This is a genomic window from Rhodococcus sp. 114MFTsu3.1, assembly GCF_000383555.1.
In the GTDB taxonomy this organism is placed as follows: Bacteria; Actinomycetota; Actinomycetes; order Mycobacteriales; family Mycobacteriaceae; genus Rhodococcoides; species Rhodococcoides fascians_E.
The window spans coordinates 1-17635 of the sequence record NZ_KB911550.1; the positions used below are offsets into that span (position 1 = coordinate 1).

The 17635-nt window shown below is 65.9% G+C and carries 20 protein-coding genes; 8 read left to right on the forward strand and 12 right to left on the reverse strand.

All coding sequences use genetic code 11. The features are described from left to right. The 6 genes from H292_RS0113605 to H292_RS0113630 all read right to left on the reverse strand — a co-directional run. The coding region (locus H292_RS0113605; RefSeq protein ID WP_020111770.1) for an SDR family NAD(P)-dependent oxidoreductase at nt 1-317 on the reverse strand (317 nt) is incomplete at its 3' end. A gap of 142 nt (nt 318-459) precedes the next feature. Beyond that, nucleotides 460-1518 carry a hypothetical protein gene (locus H292_RS0113610; protein ID WP_019667069.1) on the reverse strand — a complete coding sequence of 353 codons (1059 nt, stop codon included), beginning with the start codon at nt 1516-1518 and terminating at the stop codon, nt 460-462. Then, nucleotides 1515-2720, reverse strand: coding sequence for a sensor histidine kinase (locus H292_RS0113615; protein WP_020111771.1), 1206 nt, complete (start codon nt 2718-2720; stop codon nt 1515-1517). The genes H292_RS0113610 and H292_RS0113615 overlap by 4 nt, the downstream gene beginning before the upstream one ends. 40 nt (nt 2721-2760) lie before the next feature. Then, entirely contained in the window at nt 2761-3453 is a 693-nt protein-coding gene (locus H292_RS0113620) for a TMEM165/GDT1 family protein (RefSeq protein WP_020111772.1), read from the reverse strand. 236 nt (nt 3454-3689) lie between these two features. Beyond that, nucleotides 3690-4217, reverse strand: coding sequence for a hypothetical protein (locus H292_RS0113625; protein ID WP_019667072.1), 528 nt, complete (start codon nt 4215-4217; stop codon nt 3690-3692). A 163-nt stretch (nt 4218-4380) separates the two neighbouring features. Further along, nucleotides 4381-5004, reverse strand: coding sequence for a superoxide dismutase (locus H292_RS0113630; protein ID WP_019667073.1), 624 nt, complete (start codon nt 5002-5004; stop codon nt 4381-4383). A gap of 236 nt (nt 5005-5240) precedes the next feature. Between H292_RS0113630 and H292_RS0113635 the strand changes: the two genes are divergently transcribed. After that, complete coding sequence (locus H292_RS0113635; protein ID WP_020111773.1) at nt 5241-6371, forward strand: acyltransferase family protein; 1131 nt, start codon at nt 5241-5243, stop codon at nt 6369-6371. A gap of 31 nt (nt 6372-6402) precedes the next feature. Here H292_RS0113635 and H292_RS0113640 read toward each other — a convergent pair whose 3' ends face one another. After that, nucleotides 6403-7320, reverse strand: coding sequence for an LLM class F420-dependent oxidoreductase (locus H292_RS0113640; protein WP_027498811.1), 918 nt, complete (start codon nt 7318-7320; stop codon nt 6403-6405). Between the two features lie 198 nt (nt 7321-7518). Between H292_RS0113640 and H292_RS0113645 the strand changes: the two genes are divergently transcribed. The 4 genes from H292_RS0113645 (at nt 7519) to H292_RS0113665 (ending at nt 10713) form a co-directional block, all read left to right on the forward strand. Continuing rightward, nucleotides 7519-7839 (forward strand): rhodanese-like domain-containing protein, encoded by a 321-nt coding sequence (locus tag H292_RS0113645; protein ID WP_020111775.1) that lies wholly within the window; start codon nt 7519-7521, stop codon nt 7837-7839. Further along, the gene (locus H292_RS0113650) at nt 7839-8876 is read left to right on the forward strand and encodes a DUF4328 domain-containing protein (protein WP_196806171.1); all 1038 of its coding nucleotides are present in this window, start codon (nt 7839-7841) and stop codon (nt 8874-8876) included. The genes H292_RS0113645 and H292_RS0113650 overlap by 1 nt, the downstream gene beginning before the upstream one ends. Continuing rightward, nucleotides 8873-9652, forward strand: coding sequence for a glycerophosphodiester phosphodiesterase (locus tag H292_RS0113655; protein ID WP_019667078.1), 780 nt, complete (start codon nt 8873-8875; stop codon nt 9650-9652). Before H292_RS0113650 ends, H292_RS0113655 begins: the two co-directional genes overlap by 4 nt. Nucleotides 9653-9807: 155 nt before the next feature. Continuing rightward, nucleotides 9808-10713, forward strand: coding sequence for a DUF5926 family protein (locus H292_RS0113665; protein WP_026348127.1), 906 nt, complete (start codon nt 9808-9810; stop codon nt 10711-10713). 64 nt (nt 10714-10777) lie between these two features. On the opposite strand, the gene H292_RS0113670 is transcribed toward H292_RS0113665, so the two are convergent. From H292_RS0113670 to H292_RS0113690, 5 genes are all read right to left on the reverse strand, one after another. Then, nucleotides 10778-11332: a ferritin gene (locus tag H292_RS0113670; protein WP_019667080.1), complete on the reverse strand. Its 555-nt coding sequence runs from the start codon at nt 11330-11332 to the stop codon at nt 10778-10780. A 111-nt stretch (nt 11333-11443) separates the two neighbouring features. Continuing rightward, nucleotides 11444-11986 (reverse strand): ferritin, encoded by a 543-nt coding sequence (locus tag H292_RS0113675; RefSeq protein ID WP_020111777.1) that lies wholly within the window; start codon nt 11984-11986, stop codon nt 11444-11446. 99 nt (nt 11987-12085) lie between these two features. Continuing rightward, nucleotides 12086-13315, reverse strand: a complete 1230-nt coding sequence (locus H292_RS0113680) for an LCP family protein (protein WP_442978564.1) — start codon at nt 13313-13315, stop codon at nt 12086-12088. Nucleotides 13316-13600: 285 nt separating this feature from the next. Further along, nucleotides 13601-14407, reverse strand: a complete 807-nt coding sequence (locus tag H292_RS0113685) for a CPBP family intramembrane glutamic endopeptidase (RefSeq protein ID WP_019667083.1) — start codon at nt 14405-14407, stop codon at nt 13601-13603. Nucleotides 14408-14421: 14 nt separating this feature from the next. After that, nucleotides 14422-15189 (reverse strand): DUF2470 domain-containing protein, encoded by a 768-nt coding sequence (locus H292_RS0113690; protein WP_019667084.1) that lies wholly within the window; start codon nt 15187-15189, stop codon nt 14422-14424. A gap of 107 nt (nt 15190-15296) precedes the next feature. Between H292_RS0113690 and H292_RS0113695 the strand changes: the two genes are divergently transcribed. Genes H292_RS0113695 through H292_RS0113705 form a run of 3 tightly spaced genes read left to right on the forward strand, consistent with a single transcriptional unit; the run spans nt 15297 to nt 17625 of the window. Next, the gene (locus tag H292_RS0113695; RefSeq protein ID WP_019667085.1) at nt 15297-16010 is read left to right on the forward strand and encodes a hypothetical protein; all 714 of its coding nucleotides are present in this window, start codon (nt 15297-15299) and stop codon (nt 16008-16010) included. 11 nt (nt 16011-16021) lie between these two features. Further along, complete coding sequence (gene pheA, locus H292_RS0113700; RefSeq protein ID WP_019667086.1) at nt 16022-16966, forward strand: prephenate dehydratase; 945 nt, start codon at nt 16022-16024, stop codon at nt 16964-16966. Continuing rightward, nucleotides 16963-17625: a histidine phosphatase family protein gene (locus H292_RS0113705; RefSeq protein ID WP_020111778.1), complete on the forward strand. Its 663-nt coding sequence runs from the start codon at nt 16963-16965 to the stop codon at nt 17623-17625. The genes pheA and H292_RS0113705 overlap by 4 nt, the downstream gene beginning before the upstream one ends. Nucleotides 17626-17635: the final 10 nt, after the last annotated feature.

The following is a 17635-nucleotide window of genomic DNA, read 5'->3' on the forward strand; positions in this document are numbered from 1 at the left end:
AAGAGCTCGAGCTCGTGCGGGCCCTTCTTCGACAGGATGCGTCCCGCCCAGCCGACACCGGCGCAGTTGACGACGATGCGCAGGGGCACCCCGGACGCGGTGATGGTGTCGAGGGCTGCCTCGACGTCGGCTTCGCTGGTGACGTCGGCGGCGATGAGCGTGACACCGTCGGGCACGCTGTCGCCCGCCCGCTCGATCGACTGCGCCAGGTCGAGGCCGAACACCGTCACCCCGGCGTCGGCGAGGCGCTTGGCCGTTGCCGCACCGAGGCCGGACGCCCCGCCTGTGACCAACGCTGCTGTTCCCGAAATCTCCACGTGCACATCTCCTCGACTAGAGCGGTGGACGATCGGCGCAAACGATCAGCGCTGACCGTGATTGTCTCGTTCTGCACCATAACCGGACAGCAGTGAGCCGCAGCCGGCGGAGTGACAGAAGTGCAGTGGATCACACTCGGTGTCAGTGGCTGATTTCGCGAGCCCGACCGTCGTGCTCGTACTCGATTCGGTAGGTCCGTTCGGAATCGACCAGCATCGTGGCGAGGGCGGGCCGCCCTGCCGGGAGCAGTCGCACAGTGGCCGATCCGCTCGCCATCCCGTCGATGTGCTCCGCTGCGGAGTCGACGACGAGGTCGCGCACCGCGGGGTCGAGTTCGACGTCGGCGCGGTCGTCGAGGAGTACGACGCTGACGCCGCGGTCGCGTGCCGTCCGCACCGACGTACGTAGTCGATCGGTGACAAGAGCGCGCGCTCGCAACGAATCCCGCAACTCGGCTTCGAGCAGGGTGTACGACGCGATCTCCTCGGGAGCCAGGTCGGGGCCGTGGACGGTCCGTTCGAGGAGTGGGCGAGCGAGTTCGTCGAGCCGACGCAGTTGCGAGTCACGCTCTTCGAGCACGGCTGCGGCGGCCGCCTCGGATGCGACTCGCGACGTCGACTGGTCACGCAGCGCGAAAACGGAGCGAGCGAGGGGCCGGAGCGTGAACGCGAAGAACGTCGACATCAGCAGTGGGGCAGCGTTGATGACGCCGAAGGCGATGCCGTAGGCGGCGCCCTGCCCGGTCTGGACGGACCAGAAGATCGTCACGGCAACCGTCGTCCCCAGTCCGGCCCACGCTGCCGACGTTCGTCCTCGGACGCACAGGGCCGTGAACAATGCGACGCTCGTGCCCAGCGGCCAGGTCTGCAGTGGGCTGCTGACCGGAACGGGAATCACGCTGTAAGTCAACGCGCAGCTGACGGGGCCGAGGGCAGCGATGAATACGGTGTACCGCCACGGCAGTGGATCTCCTGGTGCGGTGATCATCGTGACTGCACCGATCGAGCACAACCCAGCGGAGACGAAGATCGGCCACGGGGAGCTCACTCCCTCCAACGTCGCTGCGGCGCAGAGAAAACACGTGAAGATGTAGAGGGCGACCAGTCCCGTCGCGAATCGCGACCGCAGTCCGATGAGGTCGCGAATATCCTGACCCGAGCCGTCCTGACACGCGTCGTGCGTGCTCCGGGTGCCGTTCACGACGGTGCCGACCAGTGCAGTGCCACCGTCGTGCCACCGTCGTTCTTGTCCGACTCGACGCGCGCGGAGCCACCGGGCAGGCTGCGCATGCGTCCGACGATGCTCACCGCGATCCCCATGCGATGCGGCGCGACCGAGGTGGGGTCGAACCCGGACCCGTCGTCGGACAGCACGATGGAGATGTCGTCCCTCGTCAGCGACAACGTTGCGACCCGCGTCGCGTCGGAACCTGCGTGCGTGACGCTGTTGCGAACTGCCTCGGCCAAGGCGGCACTGGCCGTGCGGATGACCTCGGCGGGATACAGAGCGTCGGTGCGTGATTCGACGGCGATTTCGATCTCCTCGTCGACATTCGTTGCGGCCGAACGTAACCGGGCGAGCGCCTCGTCGACATCGAACGTCGTGGTGGACGAGTGGTTTCGCAGCGAGTCCAGCTGAGCGAGAGTGTGCTCGGTCTGTCGGATCACGCCCTCGGTGCGTCCGAGGCGAGCCACCGCGAGAAGGGAGGACAACACGCCGTCGTGGATGAGGGCGTCGAAACGCTCACGCTCGACGGCGCGGGCGCTGACGGCAGCCTCCGTCGCCGCCTGTCGGTGGGTGGTTTCGCGCGTGCTGTCGAGAATGCGTGCGGTGCGGATGACGCCCAAGGTGGCGGCCACGAAGATGGAGCAGAACATCAGCGCGAACGTGATGTCCGCCAGCAACGGGCCGTCCAGCAGTGGACCACGGAGAATGTTGATGCTGAGCTGAACCGAGACGACAGTGACGGTCAGCTGTGCGAAAGCCAACCATGACGGCAGCGACGCGGCCGCGGCCAGTCCCGCCAGGCCGGGGAACGACGCCAGGGGCATTCCGTTGGTGTCGACGACGGAGCTGTCCCACGCCAGCCACCAGCTCAGCGCGGCGGCCAGGAAGGTGAAGGTCGCTACGGCACCGGTGACGCGGATCCACCTGGTGTCCGTGGCCAGGGACGCCACTCCCATGGACAGACCTGTTCCGAACACGGCGACCATCGCTGCGGGCGTCCACCAGGATTCCGTCACGTAGGCGGTGCGGAGGAAATCCGGCAGCAGAATCGCGAAATAGATGAGGTAACCGGCGGCGACGAAGCGCGCTACCGTCCGGAGAAGCCGATCCGACGACGTGTTGTCGTCGTGGGTGGTGCGGCGCGTCCTGCTGGGATCGTGGTCGATGGTTGTCATGTGCCCCTGGTTCTGATCGGGGCAGATGATACGTCGATTCTTACTTGTCGTTCAATACCTCGACCGGCGTCGGGCGACGGCGCCGGACGGTTGCGATTGCTCCCCACACCGCTGCCGACAGGACGAGAACGACGCCGCCGGCGATCACGGGCGCGGACGTTCCGGGCATTACGCCCTCGAAGAACAGCGAGACGCCGAACACGAAGAAGAGGATTGCGGCACCGAACTGGATGATGCGTTCGGGAAGATGCTTGCCCAGGACCGCGCCCACGACGATGGCGAGGGCATCGGCTGCGACCATGCCGACGGTAGAGCCGATCCAGACGCCGACCCAGTTGTTGTCCGCGGCGAGGGTGACGGTGGCGAGCATGGTCTTGTCGCCGAGCTCGGCCAGGAAGAATGCCGACGCGATTGCGATGAACGCCGAGCGGGTGACCTTGGAGGCTTTGTCGCCTTCGTCGTCGGAAAGCTTGTCTCCCTTGAGGGTCCACAGTCCGAAGACGACGAAAGCGACTCCGGCGACGATCGAGATCAGGTGGGTGGGAATCGAGAGTCCGAGGAAGTGCCCGACGGCGACCGACACGAGGTGGGTGACGGTGGTGGCGATCGTGATGCCGCCGATGACGACGTACCACTTGTAGCGCAAGGCGAACGTCATGGCCATGAGCTGCGATTTGTCGCCAAGTTCGGCGACGAAGATGACTGCGAAACTCAACAGCAGCGCGGACAGCATGTGGAGGCACTCCTTCGGTCGTCTGAATGACCGAAGGTCTCGCCCACCGGCGCCGAGCACGCAGCCTGTGCGTGAGCGGTATCGGTTCACGGTGCCGGGCCCGATTGCGGACCAGTATGTCGACACGATGATTGGGGGCTACTCCCCTTCGCTGCACTCCACAGTAGGAGGACGTAGTCGAAAAGTCCAATGCCGCAGCAAGTTTGGGAACCCGAAAACTCTTGTACGGGCCACGTTCAGGACGCGAGGAGCATGGCCAAAACTGCAGTGTCGGGATCGCTGATCGGGTCGAGGCCGATGCGGCTCACCATCGAGGTCACGGTGCCGTCGGATTCGGCTTCCACCCAGGCAGCGCGATGATCGAGACCGAGATGCGGCAGGCCGGGAAGGAGGACACACCCGGACGCCGCACCGGCGCATTCAGGGAGTGACGGGGTGGTCTCCGACGGCGGATGCAGCATCAGAATCGCCGCCGGCTGGTGGTGCGCGAACCGCTCGGGTGTGACAGCAGTCTCACCCACGATGGGCCCCTCGGCGAGGACCAGCCCTATCGTTCCCGGGGCCGGATCGTCGGGAAGCTCCTCGCGAGCCCCGAAGACCGTCGACGTCGTGAGCAGGCCCGGCATCGATGCGACCTGGACGGCCAGTACGAGAAACTGCGCCCATTCCTTCGTCGTGTCCGGCCACCGCCCGGAGATCACGAACCCGCGCAGAAGCCCAGCGGCATGGAAAGGGGAAACGCCGATCAGATCGCGATCGCTCATGTGCACTCCTCGTTCGCCCAGAAATATCCGGTACGCCACGCTGGGTACACCCCAATATGAACCAGAAACGTGCTGGCACACAAGACGTGTCGAGTGCTAACGAAGGGAAACTCGAAAAGGGCCACCACGACGTTGCGTGATGGCCCTCTGCGGTGCGGAAGAATTACGGGAAGATCAGACCCGGGGTCTTCGACGTGGCTGCCTCGAAGCGGGCCTGAACGTCGGCCCAGTTCACGACGTTCCAGAACGCCTTGACGTAGTCGGCCTTGACATTCTTGTACTGCAGGTAGAAGGCGTGCTCCCACATGTCGACCTGGAGCAGCGGGATGATGCCCAGCGGCACGTTGGCCTGCTGATCGTAGAGCTGGAACGTCAGCAGCTTCTTGCCGAGCGAGTCGTAGCCGAGAACGGCCCAGCCGGAGCCCTGCAGACCGTTGGCTGCCGCGGTGAACTGTGCGCGGAACTTGTCGAACGAACCGAACTGATCGTCGATGGCTGCGCCGAGTTCACCCTCGGGCTTGTCGCCACCGTTGGGGGAGAGGTTCTTCCACCAGATGGAGTGGTTGACGTGGCCGCCGAGGTGGAACGCGAGGTTCTTCTCGAGCAGGAAGATCGAGCCGTGATCCTCGGCTTCGCGGGCTGCAGCGAGCTTCTCGAGCGCGGTGTTGGCGCCGGCGACGTACGTTGCGTGGTGCTTGGAGTGGTGCAGTTCGTTGATCTCGCCCGAGATGTGTGGCTCGAGGGCGGAGTAATCGAAATCAAGGTCGGGCAAGGTGTACTCGGACACGTGGTTCCCTTCTTTGTCGACGCCGGCTTCATCGATCGAAGCGCGGCGCGTAGTGCTGCGGATCTTCTCTCGGGTTCAACCCAATCTCATTACTACCCCCAGTGCAACCGTTGTACTCGAGACTCATTTCTCGGAATAAAACCGCGCTGCCGCGGCAGCCTCGGGAGGTCACGGCGAGGTCACGGCTCGGCGTCACGATTGGTCCGGCAGGTGAACAGGAATCTAGACTGGCCGCCGTGAGCCCCCATCGCAGGTCGACCGATGCGGTCGACGCCCGACAGGCGGTCACGGACGTCCATGCGCCGAGGGTCCAACTCGACGGCGCGAACCTGCTGCGGTTGATCGCGGTACTCGCCGTTCTCTACTCGCACATCTCGTTCTACCTGATCGACGACCGCGGCGACGGCTGGTGGATGATCGACGTCGTCTACCGGGTGTTCGTCCAGGAAGCCGGCCTCAACAACCATCTCTCGTTCGTCGGCGTCGCGATCTTCATGCTCCTCACCGGCCTGCTGGTGACCCGCTCGGCGATGCGGCAGTCGCGACGGGATTTCGCGGTCAGCAGGCTTTCCCGCCTGGTCCCGGCGCTGTGGGTGTCCGTCGCGCTGGCCATTCTGCTGGTGCGTCTGGGAATCAACGGCATGTTCAGCGGTCAGAACGGGATCAGCAACTCCGAAGCTGCGCTCAGCTTCGTGCTCGGCGGTTTCTTCCTGAAGCCCGAAGTCGCCGTACTGGGCGTCACCTGGACGTTGACGGTCCAGCTGATGTTCTACCTGTACTGCATCGCGGCCCGCGACATCCTGCGGAAGTGGCCCGTCGTCGTTCCACTCGTCGGGGCCTTCCTCTGCGCGGCCGTGCTGATCTACAACCTCTACATCCCGCAGCCGTGGTCGGTGCCGATGCTGTCGAAGATCGCCGCGACGCTCCCGACGCTGTTCCTCGGGCAGATCATCTACCTCGGCTGGGCCCGGATCATCAGCTGGAGATGGGTCGTCGTCTCGGTCGTCGCGCAGGCCGAGGTGGTGCGACTGGCAACCGACGTCCACGCTTACTGGGCAGGCGACCAGTACATGTGGACCATCGTCGTCGTCACCGGTCTTGTCCTGCTCCTCGCGCGGTACGACGGCAGGATCGCTCATTGGGCGATCGTTCGCTGGACGGGCACCCGCAGCTACGCGATCTACCTGGTCCACACGCTGATTCTCTACCGGGTGTACGAGAACGTGGTTCCGTACACCGGACCGACGGGCGCGGTCGTCGCGTTTCTCGTCGCCACGGCCGCCGTGTCGGAAATCGTCTACCGATGGGTCGAGACTCCCGCTGCACGCTGGCTGGGCGCCCGGCTGCGTCGACCCGCGCACGCCTGAGGGCAGGCGTGCGCGAGCCGGGGCCGACGTATCAGAGCTGAGGCATGACCTCCGACGCCACCAGTTCCAGATGGTCCAGGTCGGCCAGGTCGAGGACCTGCAGGTACACCCGGGATGCTCCGAGCTCGCCGTAGCGTCCGAGTTTGTCCACCAGTTCTGCGGGGGAACCGGCCGCACCGTTCTCCCGCAGCTCGGACACGTCACGACCGATCGCGGCAGCGCGGCGGGCGATCTCCTCCTCGGACTTGCCGCAGCACAGCACGAGCGCGCTCGAATACGCCAGCTCGCGTCCGGTCTCGGACGCCGCGGCCCGCACTCGATCGAACTGAGTTCCGGTGGCCTTGAGCGAGGCGAACGGAATGTTGAACTCGTCGGCGTACTTCGCAGCCAGTGCCGGGGTGCGCTTCTTGCCGCCACCGCCGATCAGGATCGGGGGCCGCGGGGACTGCGCCGGCTTGGGAAGCGCAGGTGAGTCGACGATGGGGTAGTGCTTACCGTCGTACGAGAACGTCTCGCCGACGGGGGTCTCCCACAGTCCGGTGATCACGGCCAGGGACTCCTCGAGCTTGTCGAAACGCTCTCCCAGCGGTGGGAACGGAATGCCGTACGCCGTGTGCTCCTCCTCGAACCAGCCTGCGCCGAGACCGAAATCGACGCGGCCCCCGCTCATCGCGTCGACCTGCGCGACGCTGATGGCCAGTGGGCCGGGATAACGGAAGGTGGCCGACGTGACGAGAGTGCCGAGGCGGATCGTCTTCGTCTCGCGAGCAATTCCGGCGAGCGTGATCCACGCGTCCGTCGGACCGGGTAGGCCGTCGGAGTTCATCGCCAGATAGTGATCGGAGCGGAAAAACGCGCCGTAGCCCAGACTTTCAGCGGTCTGGGCGACGCGAAGAAGATCGTCGTAGGTGGCGCCTTGCTGAGGTTCGGTGAAGATTCGAAGTTCGATTGCGGCCATGGTTTCGAGTCTAGGGAATCGAGCCGGGAGCGCTCCGCGCCTGTGGATGAAACCGGCAGATGCCCGGTTTCTGTGGATCGGTCTGTGGATAGTGTGGATAACTTCCTTGCTCTATCCACAGGGAACGGGTGGCAGGGCCGGTGGATTGCGTGACAAGATCGTTTTGTGTCTGCTCCGGATCTGCCCTCAGTGACCGTCGCCCAGCTGCCCACCGAGCTGAGCGAGTCGGTGATTCTGCTCGACGTCCGCGAGAACGAGGAATGGCAGCAGGGCCACGCTCCCGGTGCCGTGCACATTCCGATGGCCGAAGTGCCGTCCCGCATCGGCGAGATCGACGCCGACGCCGACTTGTACGTCGTGTGCAAGGCCGGGGGGCGCTCGCTCCGCGTCGTCGAATACCTCGCGCAGATCGGATACGAAGCCACCAACGTCGACGGCGGCATGTCGGCGTGGCAGCACGCAGGCCGTCCACTCGTGCGCGACGACGGCGCCGAGGCGAGAATCGTCTAGTGTCCGCATTTCAGGTCTGTGCCCGCTGCGCGACGCGGTGGCCCGTCGGAACGCGACCGGCGGTGTGGTGTCCGCGCTGCCACGGCGTGCTGCTGTCCCCGGTGTCGGCGCAAGCGCCCGCAACCGGAACCCGCAACTTCCGCTGGGTCGCCAAGAAGCCGCGGAACAAGACCTCGCGGCCGGCCGGCTCGTCGCATCCACGCCGCACCGCGACACCGAAGTACGACGAGATCCCGCGCTGGGGTCTCATCGACCAGCCCGTATCGAACGTCCAGGAACGGGAACCGCGACTTCGACGCTGGGCAGGCGCTGCACCCGGTCTGCTGGTGCTCGCCGCATCGCTACTCGGCCTCGCCGCAGCAGCGGAGCTGTTTCGGTACGGAATCCTGCTGTACAACCGCACACGCCTCGTCGGGCAGACGACGATCGTGACGTCCGACGCGGTGGTGCTGTTCGCCGAGACCGCGTCGATCGTCATCGGAATCGCCGCCGCCGTCGGCTCCGCATGCTGGTTGGTGGATCGACGACGAATCTTCTTCGAGAGAGCCGGAACACGTGACCCACGCTCGTCGCGCACCCTCTTCGTCGGAACACTCGTTCCGGTGCTGTCTCTCGCACTCCCCGGAGTCTTTCTCACCGAGCTGGCCGACGCCAAAGCCGGCGTCGACAAGCCACGCCTGGTCCGTGACATCCGCATCTGGTGGGGACTGTGGGTCCTGAACTGGGCACTCGTCGTCGCCGCATCCCTCTGGCGGCTGCGCGACTCCCTCCAATCTCAGGCCGACGGCGTACTGCTCTCCGCCATCGTCGCCCTGGTGGGCGTCCTCACCGCCCTGTGGACCGTCCACCTCCTCCACAGCATCGACGGCCTCGGCTGGCGCGGCACCCACAAACCCTCGCCGACGCGATGGGTCATGTCGGTTCCACGTGAAACCGTCGCCGACGCCCCCCTCCCGGACCGAATGAACCGTTCGGTCACTCAGAGTGACCGAACGTCACGTTCGGTCACCGAGACGGAGAAGGCGGCGGCGTCGTGAGCGGAGATCGTCGCGGACCGTTCGTCGTTGCGCATCGCGGAGCGTCGGCGGAGAAGAAAGAGCACACGCTGGCTGCCTACGACCTTGCGCTACGCGACGGAGCCGACGGCCTCGAGTGCGATGTTCGGCTGACCCGCGACGGCCACATCGTGTGCGTGCACGACCGGAGAATCGACCGCACGTCCTCCGGTACCGGAATCGTCAGCGAGCTGGACTACGACACCCTCAAAGGCTACGACTACGGCGACGGCGCCGAGCCCGCCGATCTGCTGACACTCAGCGACCTGATTCAGCTGGTGCTGGACTGGACGTCCAAACCGACGAAGCTGTTCATCGAAACCAAGCATCCGGTGCGCTACGGGTCGCTCATCGAGAGCAAGGTGCTGGCGGAGCTGCACCGCTTCGGCATCGGCCAACCTGCGTCCGCCGACCATTCGCGCGCAGTGATCATGTCCTTCGCGGCCACCGCTGTCTGGCGAATCAGACGAGCCGCGCCGATGCTGCCGACAGTTCTTCTCGGCGACTCGTCGCACTACCTCGGGGGAGGCGCCGCGACCACCGTCGGAGCCACGGCAGTCGGACCGTCGATCAAAAGCCTGCGCGAGCACCCGTCGATCGTCGACCGCGCGGCGGCGTCGGGCCGCGCGACGTACGTGTGGACCGTCGACGACAAGGCCGACGTCGACCTGTGCCGTGAACTGGGCGTCGGGTGGATCGCCACCAACAACCCAGCGCGCACCCGTGCTTGGTTGGCAGGAGCGGAGCCTGCGGAGTGACTCGGTAAGGCAGGAGCGGAGCCTGCGGAGTGACTCGGTAAGGCAGGAGCGGAGCCTGCGGAGTGACCGGGTAAGGCAGGAGCGGAGCCTGCGGAGTGAGCTGGAGCTTTGGGCTTGCTGGACGTGCAGGTGGGGTGACCCTGTAGGTTTCGGGCGTGGGTAAGAGCAAAAGAAACAGTGGTCCGAAGCAGGACAGTAACCGCGCAGCAAAGCTTGCTCAGCGCGCGGCCGAGCGGGAGAACCTGTCCGCGGCGCCGGTGCGGCCGTTCCATGGTGTGCGGGCCGAGTGCGATCTCGTTGCGATGCGGGAGTTCGTTCCGTCGGCGACGGCACCGGTTGTGGTCGACGGTCGCACGCTGACGGTGGCGACGGTGTTGCCCGGTGCGGTTGCGGCGCTGGTGCGTGAGGAGAGCGGCGACGTGCGGGGCTTTGCTGGCCTGCAGGTTCAGGTGCATTCGCCGAATGTCGCTGCTGATCTGTCCAGTGCATTGTCGTGGGCGTCCATCGCGCAGCCGGGTGAGTCGTTGGAGTCCGCGGGGCCGGACGGCAACACTCCTGCGCTGTCGGAGGTGCTGGATCCGACGCTGGAACTCGACATCACGGTGCATCAGGATTTCAACTGGTGGCTTCCCGAGGGCGCTGAGCCTGCTGCCGACGTCGCGGCGACGGTGGAGCGTGCGAATGGAGCCATCATGCCGTCGGCTCGCCTCGAAGGTGAGGGCCTGACTGCTGCGTGGTGGGTCGATGCGGGCGACAAAGCGCATCTTCGGTGGGTTCGTCCGGAGAGCGAGGACGATCTGATGCTCGCGTTGGCGCGTCTGCACGCTGCCGGTGATCTGACGCTCGGCGAGGGCTCGCGGTACGCCGGTTCGTTCCGGACGCACGGGCTGCTCGTGCCGGTGTTCGATCTGGATCCGGAGATGCACCCGACGGAATGGGCCGCGCCCACCGTTCGGTTCGGAAACAAGCTTGCCGAGGCTCTGGCTGTGGATGCGCCGCTGACCTCGGAGCAGCGGCGGTCGCGCGACGGACTGCGCGGGCGTCAGGTGACGCTGAGGTGATCCGTTGTGAGTGGAAATGTGTCCCCCAGGACACATTTCCACTCACGAGCGCGGGACGCGCGACTTAGATGGCGCCGCCGGCAGCCTGAGGTGCACCGCTGTCCGAGGGGACAGTGTTGCTGTACTCACGAGCAACGAACTGCTCGAGGTCGAACAGGTTGTGTCCGGCACGGTCCGCGACGTTGAGCAGCGTCTTCATGCTCGCAACTTCCTCGACCTGCTCCTTGAGGAACCACTGCATGAACTGCTCGCCGAGGTAATCGCCCTCTTCGCGTGCGGTGCTCGCGAGCGCGATGATCTGCTCGGTGACGGTCTCTTCCTGGGCCAGGGCCAGAGCGATCGGCTCGCGGGCGTCGGTGAAGACGGACTTGGCGCCGTCGACTCCGGTAAGCTCGACGGTGATGTCGCGGTCCAGGAAGTACTGGACGATCATCATCGCGTGGTTGCGCTCTTCGACGGCCTGCGCGTAGAAGTGCTTGGCCAACTGCGGCAGGTCGGTGTTGGCGAAGTAGACCGCGGTGGCGATGTACTGATGCGAAGCGTTGAACTCGTTCCGGATCTGATCGCGGAGGAGTGCGTGGAATTTGGAATGGTTGGTTTCTTTGACGTCTGCGCTCATGGTGAAGAGAATATGCAGGTCAGAGGCTATTGTCACCCAAGTTCACCCTTATTGAGGTCAAGGTTGCCTAAATAAGAGGGCCCTAATTCTTGACTATGACCAGCGAAAAAGTCATACTTCGCCGGCCTGTTTGGGGGCGTTTGTGGTGCGGTTCACTCGCGCGGCGGTCTCCCTCGCAACGTACGTCTCGACGTCGAACAGTTGATTGCCTGCCCGGTGCACGATGTTCAGCAGGCTCCTCATGCTGGCCACTTCCTCGACCTGCTCCTGCAGGAACCACTGCATGAACTGTTCGCCGATGTAGTCACCGTTGTCCCGTGCCGTGCGCGCAAGGGCCGTGATCTGCTCGGTCACCTGTTTCTCCTGGGCAAGCGCCAACTCGACAGGCTGGGCGACCCGGTCGAACTCGTCGACGACGTCGCCGATCCCGGAGATTCCGACCTTCACCTTCCGGTCGATGAGGTACTGCACGATCATCAGGGCATGCCCGCGCTCTTCGGCCGCCTGCGCGTAGAACCTCGCCGCGAGCTGGGGGAGATCGTTGGTCTCGAACCACACCGCAATCGCGATGTACTGCTGCGACGCCGTGAACTCGTGACGCACCTGAGCGCGGAGAAGGTCGTGAAAAGCGTTGCTGCCGTCGCTCGAAGTCATGCACCCCAGATTACCGCTGGGGGTTGCTCGACCCCGGTCGTTCCGCAGGCTCCCTTCCTGCGGCACCGCCCCGGTCGTTCCGCAGGCTCCACTCCTGCGTCAGGGCCCTGACGTCCTGAGGTCCTCCGGGATCTGCTGGTCGTCGGCCAGCAGTCCGAAGAACTGCGAGGCGCGGTCGGAATCCCACAGCAGGACGTTGCCGACGTCGGTGTTCTCGAATCCAGCGACGGGCACCGTCGTCGTGACGAGGTCTCCGCGCATGGCCCAGGCGAGCGAGCCGAGATTCCAGATGTGATCACCGTCGTCGACGCTGAGGGATCCGGCGGCGTCCTTGACCAGCGGCCACAAACGGAACGGGTTGAGGAATGTCGACGGACTCGTCGCCTTGTCCAGCAGGGCGGACATGAACTGGCGCTGATTGTTCATGCGGTCGATGTCGGCGAGCGCGGTCGCGCGGGTGCGAACGAATCCGAGAGCGTCCGATCCGGCCAGCTCCTGGCATCCGGCGGGCAGGTCGATCCCGGCGAGGGGATCGGAAATCGCGTTCTGCAGGCAGACGTCGACGCCGCCGACAGCGTCGACGATCCCCGCGAAGCCACCGAAACCGATCTCGGCGTAATGGTCGATGCGTAGACCCGTCGCGCCTTCCACCGTCTGGACCAGCAGAGGCGCGCCTTCGAACGCGAATGCCGCATTCAGCTTGTCCTGGCCGTAACCGGGAATGGACACGTACGAGTCACGCGGGAGGCTGACCATTGTCGTGGCGCCACCACCCTCGGGAATGTGGATGAGAATGATCGTGTCCGTGCGCGACGGGCCGGTCTCGCCACCCGTCGACAGCGAGGCCTCCTGCTCGGGCGTCAAGCCGGTTCGAGAGTCCGAGCCGACGAGCAGCCAGTTGGTTCCCGGTGTGTCCGCGATGCGCCCGTCGTAGCTGGTGAGCGCGTCGACCCGGGTGAGCGAGCTGTCGACGTAGTAGACCAGTCCGCCGACGATCAGAAGCAGCACCAGGAACGTCAGGCCGAAGCGTCGACCCCAGTGCCGTTTCTTGCGAACCCGAGGAGGCTTCGCGGGCTCGGGGCGGCGCAGGGCCCGCTGCGGGGGCGGCGGAGTCCGGCGGCGTGGAGGTTCCTCGACGTACGGCCGAGGAGTCTGCCGCGGCGCGTGATCGCCGTCGTAGCGATCGGCTCTGTCACGAGGCGGGTACTGCTCGGTCGGGCGGTATCCGGCGGTGCGATCGCGGGAGACGACTCCCGGCTCGGGTGCCTGCGACCACGCCTGCTGCGATGCCGGTGGCCGGTGCGAGTCCGGCCGGCCGTCGCGTCGAATGATCTGAGTGCCCTCCTGCCGCGGTGGGAGCGGCGGGCGAGCGCCGGGAGGGGGCGGCCGGTAGCCGTCGTGTGGTCGGCCGCCGGCGGGAGGTGGCCGGCGATCGACCGGAGGCGGCGGCTGACGATGACCGGGCGGGGGCTGAGAGCCGGCCGGCGGCGGAGGCCGGTAGCCGGGCGGGGGTGTACGACGCCCAGGGTTTCGAGGCGCAGCAGGTGGACCCTGTGGCGGGGTGCCTCGTCTTCTGCGGTCGTCGTCGTTCACCCGTCGAATGTACCTACAAATCTAGGGTAGCCAGGAGAGATGGTCGCGGAGGAGGGCGTAGCCGACGAAAGCGACGATGTCGATGAGGGCGTGGGCGACGAGCAGTGGCCACAGACGGTTGGTCTTCTGCCAGAACCGTCCGAACACCAGGCCCATCAGAAAGTTCCCGACGCCGGCTCCGAGGCCCTGATAGAGGTGGTACGAGCCGCGGAGCAGGGCGGAGAGCAGCAGTGAGGAGTTCTCGCCGAGTCCGAGCTTTCGCAATCGGGAGATGAGGTAGGCGACGACGAGTATCTCCTCGGCGCCGGAGTTGGCGAAGGCGAAGGCCACGAGGGCTGGAATGCGCCACCAGGTGTCGTCGATCGTGCTGGGGACAACGGTGAGATTGAGTCCGACGGCGTTTCCGACGAGGTAGAACACCAGGCCTGGCAGGCCGATCAGCGCGGCGAGCCCGATGCCGGCGAGCAGGTCCTTGCCGAGCTTCGGTGTCGCGAGCCCGACGAGCCTCGGTCCCAGCCCGGCGCGCCACAGTAGGTACAGACCGAGGGCTCCCCACGCGCACAGTCGCAGGATGCGCAGTACCTGGTACAGCAGATCGATGACACCGAGGGAGGAGTTCGACGTGTTCAGCGCTACCGATCGGTCGGACAGACTGCCCGCGAGCAGGGCGTCTTCCACGAGCGAGAGGATGCTGCTCGCGCCGCTGAGGCCGAACGTCACCAGCAGAACGATGACGATCTCGATTTTGATCGCTCGTCGTTCTCGCGGATCCAACGGAGGGCCGTCGGGCACGTTCGGCGGGTTGATCCAGCCCTTCAGATCGATCACGAATCAAGTATGAGCTAACCCCGTGCGCGCAATCCGTTCAGGAACGGGCACCCAGCGAGTACACGGAGCGCGCGGCTCAGCGCCATGGTGTCGTCGACGGGTTCGGCGAAACCGAGCCGAACGTCGTTGTCCCCGTAGTCGCTTTCGATGCGCAACCGGATGCCGTAGCGATCGATGCCGAGAGGCCGGATGCGTCCCTGTCGCAGCGACGGCGGGAGGCGTCGGGCAAGTTGGTTGACGAGGTCTGCATGGTCCTCGTCGAGGTGTTGCAGCCAGCTGGTCTCCATCTCCCAGAACGGATCCGGCTCGGCGGAGAGCAGGTCGTCGACGGCGACCGGCTCGGCGCCGGTGCTGTCCGCGACGACGGCCGAGGTGAGGATCAGCCGCAGCAACACCGTCGAATGTCCGACGTCGAGCAGTGCGGGGTGTGGGTGCTCGGCGGCAACGGCACCGGCCATGGGTCGCATCAGCGACTCGGGCACGGGCCGTAGCTCGCCGCGCAGCCACACCAGCGAACGAACCGGCTCACGCAACGCCAGTGGTGCGTGATCGGTCAGTTCGAGGACAGCCGGGACCCCTGCACGGGTCGACTGCCACGCAATGGCGCCGGTAGCGGAATCGCTGGGCACCGCAAGCACTACTTCACCGTTGGACCGCAGGTGGTGAAGGCTCGTGACGACGGGTTCGCTGCCTTCGATCGCCAGAGCCGCACCCTCGGCACGCGCACAAGCGCTGCGGACTCGTTCTGCGGTCGACGGTCCGGTCGTCGTGGCGCCGATCATGGGCTCCTCCGATGCGGTTGCTAGTAGGTGAGGCAAACCTAAGTTAAATGACGGGAGCCGGTATCGCAAGTGCACGACGAAAATTCCTCCGCGCTAGCGTGAGAGCCGTGTCCATTCCCCTGACCCTGGGCGTGCCCCACCGACCGGAACCGGGGGCCCTCGTCGCCGGCCTCCTCCACCAGCGTTCCCGCAGTTCCGAGCGCGTCGAGCGCGATGCCGACGAGGTGACGAGCGGTCCGGCGATCGTGTCCGCATCGGTGTTGCGCGACCATCCGGGGGAACCTGCGCTCGGCAGACTCGTCGTCGACCTCGACATCGATCCCGAGGAACTCCGAGGATCCCGCGCCGTCTACGAAGCCGTCCGGTTCCACCTCGACGTCGACGCCGAGACCATCGACGACGCCACCGCCCTGCGCGTCCCGTCGCCGCTGGTTCTGTTTCCCGACCTCGGTGATGGACCGACACTCGACGCGGTCACGCAGATCGTCGAAGCACACCGCATCCCCGGTCTGATCGCGTCGGCGTCGCCGCGGCAGGTCGCCGACGTGCTCGCCGTCGTCGCCCACGCCGACGGCGGATTCTTCGCGCGGGCTCGGTCGGGTTCCGAGGTCATCGCGTTGCTGTCCGCCACCGTCGCAGCCCTGCGCGGTGACGACATCGCCACCGCATGGGCGAACCCCGACACGGCCGCGTTGGCGGCATTGAGGCCCGAGGCCGCGGAGGCGGTGCGGACGGTACTTCTCGGCATCGAGGTCGACGACGCCACCGCCGCGCATCACGATCTCGCGGCAGCGGGCTTGGTTCCGGCACCGTCGGCGTAATCTCGTCTTCCGTGCCCACAATCGCGTATTTCGGTCCATCGGGAACATTCACCGAGATGGCACTCGGCCAGTTCGAAGCGCAGGGCGTCTTCGCGGATCTCGGTTTCGTCGGAGATATCGAACGACGTCCACTCGGTAGTCCGCCGGCGTCGCTCGACGCGGTCCGCGCAGGCGACGTCGATGCAGCGGTGGTGCCCATCGAGAGTTCCGTCGAGGGTTCGGTCTCACCCACTCTCGACGCTCTCGGCGCGGGCAGCAGGCTGCAGATTCTCGCCGAAACCGAGGTGGACGTCGCGTTCTCGATTCTCGGCGCGCCCGGTGTCGCGCTCGCCGACGTTCGTACGGTCCGTGCGTATCCGATTGCCGCAGCACAGGTTCGGCAATGGATCGACGCCACGATCCCGGGTGCGGAGGTGCAATTCGCCTCCTCGAATGCCGCTGCGGCGGAGGATGTTGCGGCCGGGCTGGCCGACGCGGCGGTGTCCACGCCGCTGGCCGGCGAGAAAACGGGATTGCCGACGCTTGCTGCGGGCGTCGCCGACGTCGACAACGCGCGCACCAGGTTCGTGCTCGTCGCGCCTCCGAGATCCGCACCACCGCGAACCGGTGCCGATCGCACCGCGCTGGTGCTCATGCCGGACAACGTTCCCGGCGTGCTCAACCGGGCTCTTGCGGAGTTGGGCATCAGGGACATCGATCTCACACGCATCGAATCACGTCCGACGCGTGAGCAATTCGGCACCTACTGGTTCTACCTCGACCTCGCCGGTCACATCGACGACGAAGCCGTCGGCGAGGCACTGCGTGCACTGCACCGCAAGATGAAATTGCGGTTCCTCGGATCTTGGCCTGTCGCGACGGGAACAGGGCACCGTCCTCCGTCGTTGGAGGAGGAGATCGAATGGTTGAGTGCGCTTCGCGGAGGTGCGCACCGAGACGAAGAGGAGGATCGATGACGGGCAAGCTCGTACTCGTCCGTCACGGACAGACGTTCTCCAACGTGGACAAGCTCCTCGACACGAAGCTTCCGGGGGCGCAGCTGACCGATCACGGTCACGAACAAGCCAGGCGCTACGGCGCCTCGATCGCGTCGACACCTCCGAGCGTTCTCGTCTCTTCCTTCGCGATCCGCGCCGTGCAGACAGCGACGCACATCGGTGATGCCACCGGACTCGAGCCCCAGCAGCGCGAAGGTATTCACGAGGCGCAGGCAGGGGAATGGGAGGACCGGAGCGACGACGCCGCGCACAAGGGCTTCACCGAAATCTACGGCCGTTGGCACGCAGGCGATCTCGACGCCACGGTCCCTGGCGGGGACAGTGGGCGCAGCATCCTCGACCGATACGTGCCGGTTCTCGACGAGCTGCGGGAGCAGTACCTGACGTCCCCGGACTCCGCCGATGTCGTCGTGGTCAGCCACGGCGCCGTGATCCGGTTGGTCGCTGCCGTACTCGCCGGTGTCGACGGCACATTCGCCGCGGACAACCATCTGGACAACACCGAGACCATCGAGCTGGTGCCGTCGGGAACAGGTTGGACCTGCGAGCGTTGGGGTACGTTCCTGCCGCCGTTCGAAGGCAAGGGAAGCACGACCGCGGACAACCCGATCTCCTAGAGCGGCCTGT

What these genes read in the sequence shown, in the direction of transcription:
- H292_RS0113615 (WP_020111771.1), bottom strand. Translation starts at nt 2,720, where the DNA reads ATGACAACCATCGACCACGATCCCAGCAGGACGCGCCGCACCACCCAC.
- H292_RS0113620 (WP_020111772.1), bottom strand. Translation starts at nt 3,453, where the DNA reads ATGCTGTCCGCGCTGCTGTTGAGTTTCGCAGTCATCTTCGTCGCCGAA.
- H292_RS0113625 (WP_019667072.1), bottom strand. Translation starts at nt 4,217, where the DNA reads ATGAGCGATCGCGATCTGATCGGCGTTTCCCCTTTCCATGCCGCTGGG.
- H292_RS0113670 (WP_019667080.1), bottom strand. Translation starts at nt 11,332, where the DNA reads ATGAGCGCAGACGTCAAAGAAACCAACCATTCCAAATTCCACGCACTC.
- H292_RS0113675 (WP_020111777.1), bottom strand. Translation starts at nt 11,986, where the DNA reads ATGACTTCGAGCGACGGCAGCAACGCTTTTCACGACCTTCTCCGCGCT.
- H292_RS0113690 (WP_019667084.1), bottom strand. Translation starts at nt 15,189, where the DNA reads ATGATCGGCGCCACGACGACCGGACCGTCGACCGCAGAACGAGTCCGC.
- H292_RS0113705 (WP_020111778.1), top strand. Translation starts at nt 16,963, where the DNA reads ATGACGGGCAAGCTCGTACTCGTCCGTCACGGACAGACGTTCTCCAAC.